Source organism: Patescibacteria group bacterium, assembly GCA_041661625.1.
In the GTDB taxonomy this organism is placed as follows: domain Bacteria; phylum Patescibacteriota; class Patescibacteriia; order JAHIZJ01; family JAHIZJ01; genus JBAZUB01.
Genome location: JBAZUB010000001.1, coordinates 682,835 through 697,186, shown reverse-complemented (window position 1 = coordinate 697,186; position 14,352 = coordinate 682,835). Strand labels below are relative to the sequence as shown.

Genomic DNA, 14,352 nt, shown 5'->3' with positions numbered 1-14,352 from the left:
CAACCGGACGATTAATCCAAACTTGAATCGCACTATTAATCCAAACCTCAACCGGACGATTAATCCAAACTTGAATCGCACTATTAATCCAAACCTCAACCGGACGATTAATCCAAACTTGAATCCTAATTTTTCTGGATTAATATTGTATGATTTGTCCTTAAGGAGGACGGCCTACTTCATTAAAGCAAATGATAGTATTCTATCTATGTTTGACTTTACAAATAACTACATCGGGTTTTGTGTGAAAGCGGTTCAAGATTTTTACAATGTATTTGATGCATCAAATAAGTGGGTTGGGTATTTAATATCCAACAAACAACAAAGTTACAATTATTTTTCGCTAGATAATAATTGGATTGGGTTTATTGTTTAGTCAATCAATTGTGGATATTAAACAAAATCACACTCTCTTCTAAACGAAGGAAAAACATACACACCATATAACAGCGTATATACGCCATGCTTCGCACGGCGCATGATACGCAAACGTTGTACGCCATACCAAATATTTTCTTATGCTGTTACCCTCTATAGAAGCGATTGATCGTCTGCGTCAGGCTGGAATACGGCCACAGGTTGTTGGCTGTTTTCTTCACGCAAAAAAAATTCTTTTTCTCTATAAGGAAAAATATGAGTTATGGGAACTACCCCAGGGAGGCATTGATAACCGCGAAACAATTGAAACCGCAATCAAGCGGGAAATGGCTGAAGAATTAGGAGTAAGGTTTATGAGTACCACAACGATACATTCGCTGATCGGCGAAAATCAAGTTATCTTTCCCGTTGGAACAAAAGATTACCATGAATTCAAAACGGACGCGGGAAAGGATATGGTCATGAAAGGGAAAAAGTATTTTTTTATTGTAATCGATGCGAATGTTTCTGACTTACACATACGCGAAACAGAGTATGAGGATTATCAATGGTTGGACTATGACAGTGCGATCAAGCTCTCGGAAACGATGTATCAGCGTGGCAAACAACGGGTAACGGTGAATGCTTTAGACTTGCTACATCATTCCGGCCTACTCTAAGAGATCGTTAAAATCACAAGAAAATATTTGGCACATCGCACAACACGGCGTATACGACATGGTTCTCTCGCTTAGACGGTACGGCTCCGCCGAAAGTTTACCGCCACTCTCCTTCACCACGGTCGCATACTCCGAAACGTTGTGGCGAAATCGCTTCGCTCCTCGCCACAACGGGCCGCTCCTGCCGTCGCTGTTCTGCTCGTCGCTAGTCGCGACATCGCACAACAGCGCCTATGCGGACATGCCCGTCACCCCGCAGAGCGTGGCTCCGGACACGTCGCATCAGGCGCGGCCCGTTATAAGAAATATGTTAATTTTTCCTTTACATGTTTATAGGAATTGATATTGGTGGGACTCATACACGTATAGCAGGAAGTTCCTCCTTAGAGAAAATAAAATTAATTAGTCCAAACACTTTCCTTACTTATAAAAACTTTGGGGATGGAATTTTTGAAATTATTAAAAACATTACAATTATTTCCGACGCCCCTCAAGGTATAGGGATTGGCCTGCCTGGTAGAATCAGCGAAAACGGACATGAGCTTGCTGGTTCGACTAATCTTTCATCCTGGATAAATCGCCCGATAGTAAAAACATTAGAAGAAAGGTTTGGCTGTTTTGTATATATTGAAAATGACGCAGTCGCCCAATCACTTGGAGAGGCTTACTTTGGGCCTAACCAAGCTAATAAATTTCTCTACTTAGTGTGGGGGACTGGTCTTGGCGGAGCATTAGTGGAGTACGACAATACAGAAGAAACATCGAAGGTGCTAGATCGGAAATACCTACATGAGTGGGAAGAAAAAATTGGCGGCAAAAATATCGAAGCAAGATTTCACAAAACAGCCAAACAACTTAACGATAACGAATGGGATATAGTTTTGTCGGAGTTTAAAAATGCAATCCAAAAATTATCGAATCAATTAAGTGTGAAAAAAATAGTAATCGGTGGTGGTATCGTTGATAAGCAAAAAAGCAACATTTCAAAAATCCTTTCTGACCTTCCTTCTCAAGTTTCCTTCTCCAAATTAGGAGAACAAATAGGAATATTTGGTGGATTTGCTATGATTAAGTCCCATCAGTAAAATGAAAAAATTAACATACATCTTATAACAGCGTATATGCGCCATACGAGTACAGGCGCATGATACGCAAACGTTATCGGAAGTGTTCTCACAATTCTATTTAATAACCAGTTACAACCTTATGACCGAAAATAACCCAGAGATACCGTTCGAACCGCTGTCTCCCAAAGAAATAGAGGAGAGCGAGGGCCGGAAGGAAGCAAAATTCCTTAACGCACAAAAGGACGGCTTATTGCCATCGGTAGAGGACACGCTCGATGAGCTCCAATTTCTCGCGGAACGTAAACTGCCGGAAACACCATATCGTTCGCGAGCGGTGAAGGAACAGACACAGCCGAAAACACGCCGCGCTACTTCACGTGGCAAGGCCCACGACCAAGAATTGCTCGACCGCCAATCGGAAAAAGGGAAAGCCGACTTGAGGCGGCTAGCCGCAATTGAACTTGCGATAAAGAAAAATAAGCAACTGACAGTTGAAGATCTGAGGTTTCTTTATGAGGTTGATGATCATATCCAGACCCAATCGGATGATTCTGGGTCTGGGCGTGAGCGCGTGGAAAGCTCCATCGAGAACGAGAAAGCCTTAGATGCGCGTATTGCACGTCTTATCAAGAATCGGGATATTAAAGTGGACATCTCTCTGGCTCTCGATATACCACAAGATAAAATAAGTACGACCCCGCAAGAGGCACTACGCGGTGGAATGCTATTTCACTATGGCAATCTAGATCTGCACGAGCTGCCCTCTGCGCATGATATTGTCCTTCCTGAACACGTTTCAGGCTCGCTTTATATTAACAATCTTACCTCGACTGAAGGCATCACATTCCCGAGACGAATAGGCGATAGCCTCGTCATGACTAGTCTTCGTTCTGCTTCTAACGTTCAGCTACCGGAGCATGTTGGCGGCAGTGTTTTTCTCTTCGAACTGAAGACAGCAGAAAATGTTACATTCCCAATGTACGTAGGTGCCAATTGTGATTTGAGTCGACTTGAGGTGTGTAAGGATTGTGTCCTTCCGAACGAGGTCGGGTATTTACTTAACCTTCGGAAACTTGTCTCTGTTGAACGTACGACGTTCCCGAAGTTCGTCAATGAACTGAAACTGAGCAACCTCGAATCCGCTCAAGATCTCGTTCTTTCCGACCGCGTTTCTCGTCTGAAGCTCGGCAGCTTAATCTCTGCGGAGGGTATCACGCTCCCGAGACAGGTAGACGACCTTGATCTTAGCAGTCTCCAGTCTCCTAAAGGCCTGGCTCTTCCTGTACGGATGAAAGGTGATGTTGATCTCGGCCGACTCGACTCCGCTGACAACCTCATATTTTCCGAACGAATGGGTACTTTAAGCCTCGGTAAAGCCAAGTCCGCCAAAAACATCCTGCTTCCAGAAGAAGTTGACTCGTTGAATCTCGGCAGTCTTACTTCTGTCGACGAGAAGATCGTTTTCCCCAAGCTTGTTCGTGGCGACTTTTATTTGTTTGAAGCCGCTTCGGCAACAGGCGCGACGCTTCCCGAGCGAATCGAGGGTTCTTGTTTTCTTAATAACCTATCTTCACTCAAAGGCGTGGTGCTCCCACGTTACGTTGGAGAGATGCTTAACTTAAGTAGTGTGACCACGATAGACGGGCTAACTTTCCCTGAACACATTGGGGGATTCATACTGTTCGAGCGGCTCAGCCTAGACGACCTAGCAGTACTCAAAAGAAAATATCCCCAACTGGCATTAAAATTTATTACGAACCCTGACGATAAAAAGGCTAATGAATGGTATCGCAAAAAGCACTCACAGGATGATAATGAAAACGATGAGGAGTAGATAATCTGTCTTTAGACTCTCACTCACTCTACGAACACATCCGATAACAGCGTATATCTGCCATCCTCCTTCGCTGAGGCTCCGGCGGACCGCAGATGATACGCAAACGTTGTGGCGAAATCGCTTCGCTCCTCGCCACAACGGGCAAAGGGGCATCAGCTATTTATTCTTGAACAAAACTTGTTTTTCTATGACCATTCCGGATTGTATCAAGATAAAAAAGAGTCCTACTGGAAAAGGGTTGTTTGCCAAAAGGACGATTAAAAAAGGTGAGATCATATTTCATTTTGATGGCCAAATAACTAATGGCGTTCATGCTAACGCTGAGGCTCTACAAATAGATGAAGATAAATTTTTGAAATCTACAGCAAAATATGATGATTTTTTGAACCACTCCTGCAATCCAAACTGTTGTATTGACTGGAAAGCATTAAATCTTGTAGCATTGAAAAATATTTCAGAAAATGAGGAAGTGACGTTTAATTACAATATTTCAGAATACGACTTATTGAAAGGCGGAAATTTCACCTTTAAGTGTAGATGCGGTTCAAAAAAATGTATCAAAAAGATAAAAGGTTTCAAATATTTATCTCGTGAACAGAAAAGCGAAATCCAAAAATTTATCTCGCCTTTTTTGAAAAATATATTTAAACAAGAGGTGTAGAAATATGCCCCTTTGCCCGACATCGTACAACAGGGTATATACGCCATTCCGCTTCGCTCCACGGCGCATGATACGCAAACGTTGTATGATATAATTAATCCACCGCCATGGAAAACATCGACTTCCCCAACCCTAGAGAAAATGAAACAATGGGCATAGAATACGCCGCCTCTTTTGAGAGCCTTTACGATATTTTGCGCGGCATGGGTGAGGTTGTAGGCACAGCAAAAACCTATACCGCGGACGAACTAATTAGAAAAATTGACGATGTCCGACGCGGCGACAGGGATATTAGTTTTATTACTCGAAGCCACGGTATACGCAGTGCGGTAGAGCGGCTGTTAAAGAATGCATAAAAGGAAGCAGCTGTCTCACGCGACTGCGCGGATAGGGTATTAAACCAACGGCGCACGACAAATGTTGTGTTGTTCCTTTGTGAATAAATAAACCCCCTAGTTCCGCTCTAGGGGGTATCGGCGGGTGGCTGGTCGCCGGCCGCCAGGTACTGCACGATTCGCTCCTTCCAGTCGACTCCGGCGGGGTTGCCCAACACCTCGGCACAGACCCGACAGATCTCTCCGATCCGCCTCTGATCGTGGAAGCCCCTCACCTCAGGAGCGGAGAATCTGGGATCCGGAACCATGGCCGGGTCCATGATCTTGCGAAAACGCCGCCGAAGAGTACCCTTCTCAGGTGCCGACTCTGGGACACATCCAAGCACTCCATCCGCGATCTCTTGCGCCGTACGAGGCATCCGTCGTCCTCCTTTCGTGATAGTCCCACGCATCGAAACATCCCAGCCAAACGCTGTTATGTTCGATAGGGTAAATTATCATATGTCACAAATAAGGTCAACTGCTAGTTGTAATGAAATGCTGTTAAACACAAAAAAACCGCCCCGCTTTTTTGTACGGGTGGCTTAATCATTCTTATTAACCTATAGCTCTACCATCACCGACTCAACCACACCCGCGCCATGCTTCTGTGATATGCGCTCTAACAATAATCGCTGGCGGTATCTGATTTCACTGGCGAACGAGGCGTTGACTGTGGCCAGTATCAGTGTTTTCTTTTTGACATACAGCGGTTTGACAATGTCCGCAATCTCGCGGCCCCATTGTTCAATCAGCCATTCACTGACCGTCTCCATTACCTGCGCTGACTTGGCCTGATCGGTAATTCGGGCGCGCGCCAGCGATCCGGTTAATAGTCCGCCAATGCGTTGAAACATATTACTGCTTGATCGGCATTATGATGTACTGAAAGTCGCGGTTGTCTTTGGCGCGCAGGGAACTAGGATTCGATCCATCGATTAACTCTAGCACCACTTCCGCACCCACGGCATTGGTCAAGCCGTCGAGCAGATAGCGGTGATTAAACACCACCTCATTGGGCTGGCCGGAAATCTCGGCGTCTACCTCGGTGGTGTTTTCGCCCAACTGGGCATTAGCCGAGGTGACGGTAATTTTGCCCGCTTCGGCATCAAAGCGCAGATTGATATCATTGATCCCCGTCTTGGAAAATAGTGCCGCGCCTTTGACGGCCTTGATAAACGCGTCCGCCCGCACCGTCGCGGTGGTGTTGTACTGCTGCGGCACGATTTGCTTATAGTCGGGGTACCGGCCCTCGATAATGCGTGACACCACCTCGACCCCTTCGCACACAAACAGGACCTGATTCTCGCTGAAATATATTTCCATCGCGTCGGCCTCATCGCTCATCACCCGCGAGACCTCTTGGATGGTCCGGGTGGGAATAATCGCCTCAACCGATTGCGCATTCGGTTTGGTTAGTTTGATGGTTTTCTCGGCCAAACGATAACTGTCAGTGGCCACTGCCGTCAGCGCGCCGTCGGCTACGCGCATAAAAACCCCGCTAATCTCAGGGCGAGATTCGTCTTGGGCGACCGCATAGACGATCTGGCCGATGGCCTGCTTGAGATCGCGCACCTTGACGCTGTAGGGGTTCTTTTTTTCTACCGCTGGTATCAGGGGAAATTCATCGGCCGATTGCCCTTTGATCGTGCTGTGGGCATTCTTGGTGGATATTTTGACATCTACGCCGATTGTCTCGGCCTCGATTTTTGAATCACTGACCAGACTGACGTAATCGCTAAAAGTTTTTCCCGGCACGGTCAGGCGCCCGTCTTCCTCGACCCGCCCGCGGATCACGGTGCTGATGCCGACTTCCAAATTCGTGGCCGATAAAGTAATTAGTCCATTGGCGCACGATACCAAAACGTTATTCAATATCGGCAGTGAGGCGTTCTTGCTGGCCAGGTGTCCCGCCTGGGTTAAACCTTTGTGTAAGTTTTCTTGCAAGCAAGAGAATTTCATAATTATATCTTTAGGTTAATATATACAGAATGATGATAATAAGGGAGTGGACAAGTTGAGCGGGCCAACGATTGATGCTGACACGATTGGTGATTTCCGCGAATGGCCGGTGCACAGACGGTTGGTAACAGGTAGGCGGTTAAGTGGGTGGCGTGTGTATAGATTCTGATGTTTGGCGATGAACGAAAAATTGTTCACGTTTGCCGCACCAGCTACCCACGCGCTGTCCACAAGTTACGCAGTGTTGTACAGGCGCTGTTTGATCAGAGTAATGTCCTGCTGGATTTTTTCATTCGTCTCAACCTCGAGCCCGATCTTGGTGTGGGCATGCATGGCGGTGGTGTGATCGCGTCCGCCCAGCTCATGGCCGATCAGCGGATACGAGCAGCCTAGCTCCTCGCGCAGCAGGTACATAATAATCTGGCGCGGAGTCACTAATTCTTTTTTACGGCTGGCGCCGGTGATGTCTTCAATTTTAATGTCATAAAATGACGCCACGGTGCTGATAATCTGTTTTGGTACTACGCTACCGCCCTTAGGTCGGCTGGTCAGGCTGGCCAGCAGCGTCTTGGTGGAGTCGAGGGTGGGCGTGGTGTGGTTTAGGTCGTGGTAGGCCATCATGCGATTAAGCGCCCCCTCAAGTTCGCGGATGTTATTTTGGACGCTATTGGCAATAAAATGCATGATTGGCGGGTCGAGGCGGTAGTTGCGCTCCTGGCATTTTTGCTCCAAAATGGCCATTCTAGTCTCAAAATCAGGTTGGCTGATGTCAACAATCATGCCCCACTCAAAGCGCGAAATCAGGCGATTTTCCAGGGCGGGAATAGCCTTGGGCGGCCGGTCGGAACTGATCACGATCTGTTTGTTGGCGTGATGCAGAGTATTGAAAGTGTGAAAAAATTCTTCCTGGGTGCCTTCCTTGCCGGCCAAGAACTGAATATCGTCGATCAATAATACGTCGACGCCCCGAAAGCGATCCTTGAAGTCAACCAGGTCACCGCGGCTAATGGCTTGGATAAATTCGCTGGTAAAGCGCTCGCAGGTGACATAGACCACTTTCTTGCCTTTGCTTTTGGCCAGCACCTGGTGACCGATCGCTTGCATCAGATGGGTTTTGCCCAAACCGACGCCGCCATAAATGAACAAGGGATTGTAAACAAGGCCGAGTTTGTCGGCTACCGCTTGGGCGGCCGCCTTAGCCAGCTCATTCCCCTTCCCAACCACGAAGTTATCAAAAGTATAGCGCGGGTTGAGTCCGTCACTGCTGACCACGATTGACGCGGTAGCCTCAGGCTGAATTATTCCAGCTGGGATGATATCGGCACCGTCGTTTGTCAAAGCAGCCATAGCCTGTTTAGGTGCGGCCATGTGGGTGCGAGAACTCTCGATCCGATATTGAACACTGCTCACCTGGTTGTTGGTGAGTTTTAAAATAATCTTTGAAATCTGAGGATTGTACTTGTTTTCGAACCAGGTCTTGGTGAAAGAGTTGGGTACGGCGATCACCAACGATTGGTCATCGAGATCGGCAATAAATGTGTTTTTGAACCAGGTGGTGAAATTGGCTTTGCTCAAGGTGAGCTCCAATTCACCCAAAACAGCTTCCCAGAGTTGTTCCTTGGTCATGAACTATTCTGTTTAGAACCTAAATGTAGAACTACTATACCACAAAAACCCGGTGGACGAAACGCGTTTTTTTATGCCAACTGTTCATAAGGTGTGGACGAATAGTGGATAGCCGCGATCGAACGATCGCAGATTGACCAGAATGAATTTTTACTGGTACAATACAAAAGAATCATATGCCAAAAAGAACATATCAGCCAAAAAAACGGCGCCGCCAAAAACGACTGGGATTTCGAGCTCGGATGTCAACGAGCGCGGGGCGAAAAGTCTTGAGGCGGCGGCGTCAGAAGGGTCGCCAACGAATTTCAGCTTAATCGCCTATCTTTATGCTGCCTCGAAAACAGCGATTGGTTCGGGAGGCTGACTTCCGGAGGGTATACCGCAAAGGGGCGACCGCGTTTTCGCCCAGTATTGTTTTAAAGGCCGCTCCAAACGATTTGATGGTGACTAGGTTTGGCATCGTAGTCTCATTAAAGGTTTCCAAAAAGGCAGTTGATCGAAACCGAATAAAACGACAGATAAGTGAAGTTATAAGACTAAGATTAGCCAAAATAAAAACAGGTCGCGATATTCTGTTGATTGTAAAAAAAGGCCAGAATATTGACAATTATGATGAAGTTAATCATAATATAGAACAACTACTCCAAAAAACGCGGCTGTATGTATAAAAATATGCTAATATTAGCCAAAAAGATTATTCTTGCCTGTTTACGACTATACCAGAACACCCTATCCCCCGATCATGGTGTCATGGCGCACGCCCACCCGGACGGATTTTGCCGGTTTTATCCCACGTGTTCCGAATACGCCTACCAAACAATTGACAAGCACGGGGTAGTTGTCGGTTCATTCCGAGCCATTTGGCGAGTAATTCGTTGCCATCCCTTTAGTCGGGGTGGCGTTGATCCAGTAAAATAACCATCCAGCCATGATTGAACTGTTTAATAAAATATTATTCGAGCCGATCCTAAATCTGCTGCTATTGGTTTACCATTATCTGCCACCGCATGATTTGGGTACCTCCATTATCGTTGTTACCATACTGCTGAAGCTTTTGTTGTTCATTCCGTCTTGGTCATCGATCAAATCGCAGCAGGCCATGCAAGAGATTCAACCCAAACTGGACGCGCTGCGCAAGAAATACGAAAACAACAAAGAAGAGCTAAGCCGGCAACTGCTGGTGTTTTATCGCGAGAACAAGATAAATCCGCTGTCGTCCTGTTTGCCGGTATTAATTCAGTTCCCGATACTAATCGCGCTGTATCAAGTGTTTATCGCTGTAGCTCGCACGCACACCGACACCGGGCTGTTGACGGCCGATCAGTTAAATCATGTGTATAGTGGTTTGCGGGGATTTTTTACCGACACGCCGATCAAAACCATGTTTATCGGCCTACTCGATCTGAAAGCCAAAAACTACGTCATGGCCGGTATCGCAGCCGTGCTACAGTTCTGGCAAACGCGCATGTTAATGAAGACCAGCAAGGCGCCGGCTGCTGGTACCAAAAACCTGGCTCAATCAATGAGCCGGCAGATGGCTTATACCATGCCGATCGTCACGTTTATATTCGGTGCTAGCGTGCCGTCTGGTTTAGCGATGTACTGGGCGGTGTCGACGCTCTTCCAGGTCGCGCAGCAATACCTATTTATACGCCGTCGCCGTCAACTAGCCGCGTCCAATGACGTTATTGAACAAAAACCTGCTTAATCTGCCGGTTTATACCCAGAGCGGTCTGCGTCTGGGCTATGTTACGTCGTTTGAAATTGATGAACTGGAACAGCGGATCAAAAGATACAGCATTAAGACCCATTACGGTATTGCGGGTTTATTTGATCGGCAGTTGATTGTCAGCGCGGAGCAAGTGGTCAGACTGTCTCGCGAGAAACTGGTGGTCGAGGATACCGTGCTGAAGCAGACCAGCACAAACACCGCCGACCTGCCAATCAAGAGCACCCAACCAGCCGGACACTAATTAATTATTGCCATAAACAAGCACCGCCCAAGCGAGACGCGGACTTATTTGATTTGGACGGCTAACCTGATTTGTTCAAAACTCGATCACGCGATGGCCGCTAGCCAGCATACGCAAGCGAACCGTGCGGTTGGGTCGATATCGGCCAAACATTCGGCCGGGATTTTCCACCGCCACGATTGTTTGCTTCTGGCCGGCTATTTCACCCCAGCCGATACCAGCCAGGTCATGGGCAGAAGTCAGACGATAGGCGTCAACGTGGACGAAGCGGTTGGCTCGGGAACGACCGGGACGACAGATACGATATGGTTTGGACAGCACAAAGGTCGGGCTCTTAACAGTTTCACGGATACCAAGGTGCTTAGCCACGCCCTTCATTAGGGCGGTCTTGCCGCTGCCTAGCCCGCCACGCAGAAAAATCACGTCGCCGCCCCTAAGTAATTTGGCTAATATAAGGGCAATATTATCAGTTTGAGCCAGTGATTTGCTGATATATTTCATAAAGTAATATTATTCCGGCCAGCGGGCTTGACAAGGACACAAAACAAGCGGTAAGCTAACCCATCAACACGTAATTAATCCCTGTCACAAGAGCGCGTCCTATGGCGTTGTCTACGTTTCAACAAGCCCAAGAATTTATTAGTCGCAGTCAAAATACACTGGTTGTGCTGCCGAGAAATCCATCGCTTGATGCCATATCGTCCGGGCTGGGATTGTTTTTGGCGCTGGAGAAACTGGGTAAGCGCAGCAAGATTGTCTGTAATGAATTCACGCTGCCACCCAACGCCGGGTTTTTGCCCAAGAGCGAAGGCATTCGAACCGACCTGTCCAGTTTGCGCAAATTCATCATCGCGCTGGATGTCAGCCGAACGGCGGTGGAGGAGCTAAGCTACGATATTCAAGACAACAAGCTTCAGATATATATTACACCACGGAACGGGTATTATGAAGAGAAGGATGTGACCACGTCGGCGGGCAGCTTTACCTACGACTTGGTAGTGGTGCTGGAATCGCCCGACCTGGAATCTCTCGGCCAGCTGTATGACAACAACACTGAGTTTTTTTATCGTACGCCGGTGTTGAACGTTGATCACAGTCCATCCAACGAACAGTACGGCCAAGTGAACATTGTTGACGTTACGGCCGCCTCGACCTCGGAAATAGTTTTTGAGTTAATTAAGTCACTCGGGGACAGCCTGATGGATGAGCACATTGCCACCAATCTGCTGGCGGGCATAATATCCAAGACGAAAAGTTTTCAAACACCCAGCGTGACGCCCAAATCTTTGGCGGTGGCCAGCCACCTGATCGCGTCAGGGGCGCGCCGGGATGAAATAATAAAGAATCTGTATCAGACCAAGTCTCTGGCCACGCTGAAACTATGGGGGCGGGCGCTGGCGCGGCTGCGCAGCACCAAGTCGCAAGACATCGTCTGGTCGCTCCTCAGCCTGGATGATTTTACCAAGTCTGGTGCGCAATTCGATGAATTGCCCGGCGTGGTTGATGAGCTGATAGTGAACACGCCCGCTGCCAAAGCCGTGTTTATACTTTACGAAAAATCCCAGGGTATGATCGGGGGCGTGGTGCATACGCCGGCATATCTGAACGACCTAGAACTATTTCGGGACTACGGTCCGAAAGGGACGCAGGATTTTACCCGAATTGAATTCAGCGGACTTGATTTGGCCGGCGCGGAGCGGCGGGTCTTGGATATACTACAACCCCGGATTAAATAGCCCGAACCATTTCTGCCGAATCGAGCAGATTTTTATTATTGGCTAGATTTTGATATACTTATCGGGTATGACCCAACCCACCAGCACATCAATCGAGGATTTGATCCGCCAATCGCAGGACTCGGCCAACACCGGAGAGGATTCCGATAATACCAGCGGAACACTCCAGAAGAAGATTGTTCAGATCGACATCAAGGAACACGAGCGCCTGACCAAGCAAAAAGCCGACGAGTTAAAATTGAACTATATCAGCCTACGCGGCTACCCGATCGGCCCGGACACCATATCGATTATCAGCGAGGAATCGGCTAATACAAATAAGGCGATCGTTTTCTATATCAGCAACGAACGGGTGCGGGTAGGCATAGTCGATCCCAGCCTGAACACCACCGCTAACCTACTCGAAGAGCTGAACGAACGATTCAAAGGCGGGGTGGATCTGTATCTTATCTCCGATGACAGTTTTCAATACGCGCTCAAGAATTACGCCCGGGTAGTCAAGCACAAGGTAGTCAGCTCCGGGCTGGAAATTAGCCAGGCGGATATCGTCCGTTATCAGGCGGAGATTGTTGACTTTGAAGTGCTTGATAAAAAAGTAAAAACCGCCTCGATCACGGATGTGTTTACCATGATATTGGCGGCCGGCATCAATACGGGCGCGTCTGACGTCCACATCGAAGCCAACGAAAACGATATCCAGGTACGATTTCGCATTGACGGCGTCTTATTTGAAGTGGCCACGTTGCCGAAGGAAAGTTGGGTCAAGGTAATCAACCGTATCAAGCTAATGGCCAAACTGAAAATGAACGTCAACACCATACCGCAGGACGGCCGGATCACCGTGACGATGGATAAAGATAAAATCGACATTCGTGTTTCCACTCTGCCGACGGCCTATGGCGAAAGCGTGGTAATGCGGCTGTTGCGATCGTCAGCCACGGCGCTGGCCTTCGATGAGCTGGGTATTCGAGGGCTAGCCTATGAGCAGCTCAAGCAGGAAATAAAGCGCCCTAATGGAATGATTATCACGACCGGACCGACTGGTTCTGGCAAGACCACTACTCTGTACGCGATTCTGAATCATCTCAATGATCCCGAGAGCAAAATTATTACGCTCGAGGATCCAATCGAATACAAACTGGCCGGCATCAGCCAAAGCCAGATCGATTCGGCGCGTGATTACACTTTTGCCAAGGGTCTGCGGGCAATTCTACGGCAGGACCCCGATATCGTAATGGTGGGTGAAATCAGAGACAGCGAAACGACCGAGATAGCGATCCAGGCCGCCCTGACTGGCCACCTAGTCTTGTCCACGGTTCACACCAACAGTGCCGCCGGCACCATTCCGCGGTTTATCGCACTCAACGCTAAGCCGTTCCTGCTGGCCCCGGCGCTCAATGCCGTCATGGCTCAGCGTCTGATCCGGCGTATCTGTGCTAATTGTAAAACGGAGTACCATCCCAGTGAAAACGAGATGGTCAAAGTGCGCCAGGAGCTAGAAGCCATTCCGGTATCTTCGGGCTATAAGGTGGATATAAATAATTTGAAATTCTACCACGGCTCCGGCTGTGACAAATGCCAGCACTTGGGGCTGAAAGGTCGGGTCGGTATCTACGAAGTTATGGTGATGAGTCCTGACGTGGAAAAAATCATTCTCAGCGGACAGGTGTCGGAATATGTCATCCAGGAGGCAGCGGTTAAGAATGGCATGATTACGATGGTCCAGGACGGCATTCTCAAAGCGCTGGACGGACTAACGACATTGGAGGAAGTGTTCCGGGTAGCTGAATAGAACAAGTAACAATTAATAATTGAGAATTTAGAATTAAGGAGGCTCCCGAAACGCTTAGCGTTTCTCGTGAAGGGAGCTTGTTTCTGATACACGAAAAGGCACCAACCCTTGACATTGAGGTCGTGTTATGATAATGTCTTGAGCCACGTCAATTGGCTCCTAACCCGGAGGCGTCCATGGGCACGAAAAGGCGCCAGTCGAGTGTCGCGCCGGTGTCCCGAGGCATTCTCAGGACGGCCGACGAGATCGGTGACAGGGCAACGCGCGGTTTGGAGGAACTGCGCCGC

At 48.1% G+C, this 14,352-nt stretch carries 17 protein-coding genes; 13 read left to right on the top strand and 4 right to left on the bottom strand.

Annotated features, from left to right (window positions below):
- From WC734_03535 to WC734_03510, 6 genes are all read left to right on the top strand, one after another.
- The coding region (locus tag WC734_03535; GenBank protein ID MFA6198194.1) for a hypothetical protein at window positions 1-376 on the top strand (376 nt) is incomplete at its 5' end.
- Window positions 377-518: 142 nt separating this feature from the next.
- A complete protein-coding gene (locus tag WC734_03530; protein ID MFA6198193.1) occupies window positions 519-1,037 on the top strand; it encodes an NUDIX hydrolase in 519 nt (172 codons plus the stop codon).
- A 326-nt stretch (window positions 1,038-1,363) separates the two neighbouring features.
- Complete coding sequence (locus tag WC734_03525) at window positions 1,364-2,122, top strand: ROK family protein (protein MFA6198192.1); 759 nt, start codon at window positions 1,364-1,366, stop codon at window positions 2,120-2,122.
- Window positions 2,123-2,243: 121 nt separating this feature from the next.
- Complete coding sequence (locus tag WC734_03520) at window positions 2,244-3,938, top strand: hypothetical protein (GenBank protein ID MFA6198191.1); 1,695 nt, start codon at window positions 2,244-2,246, stop codon at window positions 3,936-3,938.
- A 190-nt stretch (window positions 3,939-4,128) separates the two neighbouring features.
- Window positions 4,129-4,602 (top strand): SET domain-containing methyltransferase, encoded by a 474-nt coding sequence (locus WC734_03515; protein MFA6198190.1) that lies wholly within the window; start codon window positions 4,129-4,131, stop codon window positions 4,600-4,602.
- Window positions 4,603-4,709: 107 nt separating this feature from the next.
- Window positions 4,710-4,958, top strand: a complete 249-nt coding sequence (locus tag WC734_03510) for a hypothetical protein (GenBank protein MFA6198189.1) — start codon at window positions 4,710-4,712, stop codon at window positions 4,956-4,958.
- A gap of 581 nt (window positions 4,959-5,539) precedes the next feature.
- Here WC734_03510 and WC734_03505 read toward each other — a convergent pair.
- The 3 genes from WC734_03505 to dnaA form a co-directional block, all read right to left on the bottom strand.
- Complete coding sequence (locus tag WC734_03505; protein MFA6198188.1) at window positions 5,540-5,833, bottom strand: DciA family protein; 294 nt, start codon at window positions 5,831-5,833, stop codon at window positions 5,540-5,542.
- 1 nt (window position 5,834) lies between these two features.
- The gene (dnaN, locus tag WC734_03500; protein ID MFA6198187.1) at window positions 5,835-6,938 is read right to left on the bottom strand and encodes a DNA polymerase III subunit beta; all 1,104 of its coding nucleotides are present in this window, start codon (window positions 6,936-6,938) and stop codon (window positions 5,835-5,837) included.
- A 234-nt stretch (window positions 6,939-7,172) separates the two neighbouring features.
- Window positions 7,173-8,564, bottom strand: coding sequence for a chromosomal replication initiator protein DnaA (gene dnaA, locus WC734_03495; protein ID MFA6198186.1), 1,392 nt, complete (start codon window positions 8,562-8,564; stop codon window positions 7,173-7,175).
- 176 nt (window positions 8,565-8,740) lie between these two features.
- On the opposite strand from dnaA, the gene rpmH reads away from it, so the two are divergent.
- From rpmH to WC734_03470, 5 genes are read left to right on the top strand one after another with little or no spacing between them, the layout of a single operon-like run.
- Window positions 8,741-8,878 (top strand): 50S ribosomal protein L34, encoded by a 138-nt coding sequence (gene rpmH, locus WC734_03490; GenBank protein MFA6198185.1) that lies wholly within the window; start codon window positions 8,741-8,743, stop codon window positions 8,876-8,878.
- Between the two features lie 12 nt (window positions 8,879-8,890).
- A complete protein-coding gene (gene rnpA, locus WC734_03485) occupies window positions 8,891-9,232 on the top strand; it encodes a ribonuclease P protein component (GenBank protein ID MFA6198184.1) in 342 nt (113 codons plus the stop codon).
- A 4-nt stretch (window positions 9,233-9,236) separates the two neighbouring features.
- On the top strand, window positions 9,237-9,482 hold the full coding sequence (gene yidD / locus WC734_03480; protein ID MFA6198183.1) for a membrane protein insertion efficiency factor YidD: 246 nt from the start codon (window positions 9,237-9,239) through the stop codon (window positions 9,480-9,482).
- A gap of 10 nt (window positions 9,483-9,492) precedes the next feature.
- Entirely contained in the window at window positions 9,493-10,272 is a 780-nt protein-coding gene (locus tag WC734_03475) for a YidC/Oxa1 family membrane protein insertase (GenBank protein MFA6198182.1), read from the top strand.
- The gene (locus WC734_03470; protein MFA6198181.1) at window positions 10,244-10,537 is read left to right on the top strand and encodes a PRC-barrel domain-containing protein; all 294 of its coding nucleotides are present in this window, start codon (window positions 10,244-10,246) and stop codon (window positions 10,535-10,537) included. Before WC734_03475 ends, WC734_03470 begins: the two co-directional genes overlap by 29 nt.
- A 75-nt stretch (window positions 10,538-10,612) precedes the next feature.
- Here the strand turns inward: WC734_03470 and tsaE are convergent, their stop codons facing one another.
- On the bottom strand, window positions 10,613-11,038 hold the full coding sequence (gene tsaE / locus WC734_03465) for a tRNA (adenosine(37)-N6)-threonylcarbamoyltransferase complex ATPase subunit type 1 TsaE (protein ID MFA6198180.1): 426 nt from the start codon (window positions 11,036-11,038) through the stop codon (window positions 10,613-10,615).
- A 101-nt stretch (window positions 11,039-11,139) separates the two neighbouring features.
- On the opposite strand from tsaE, the gene WC734_03460 reads away from it, so the two are divergent.
- Window positions 11,140-12,273, top strand: a complete 1,134-nt coding sequence (locus WC734_03460) for a hypothetical protein (protein MFA6198179.1) — start codon at window positions 11,140-11,142, stop codon at window positions 12,271-12,273.
- 67 nt (window positions 12,274-12,340) lie between these two features.
- Window positions 12,341-14,065: a GspE/PulE family protein gene (locus WC734_03455; GenBank protein ID MFA6198178.1), complete on the top strand. Its 1,725-nt coding sequence runs from the start codon at window positions 12,341-12,343 to the stop codon at window positions 14,063-14,065.
- Window positions 14,066-14,352 lie beyond the last annotated feature (287 nt).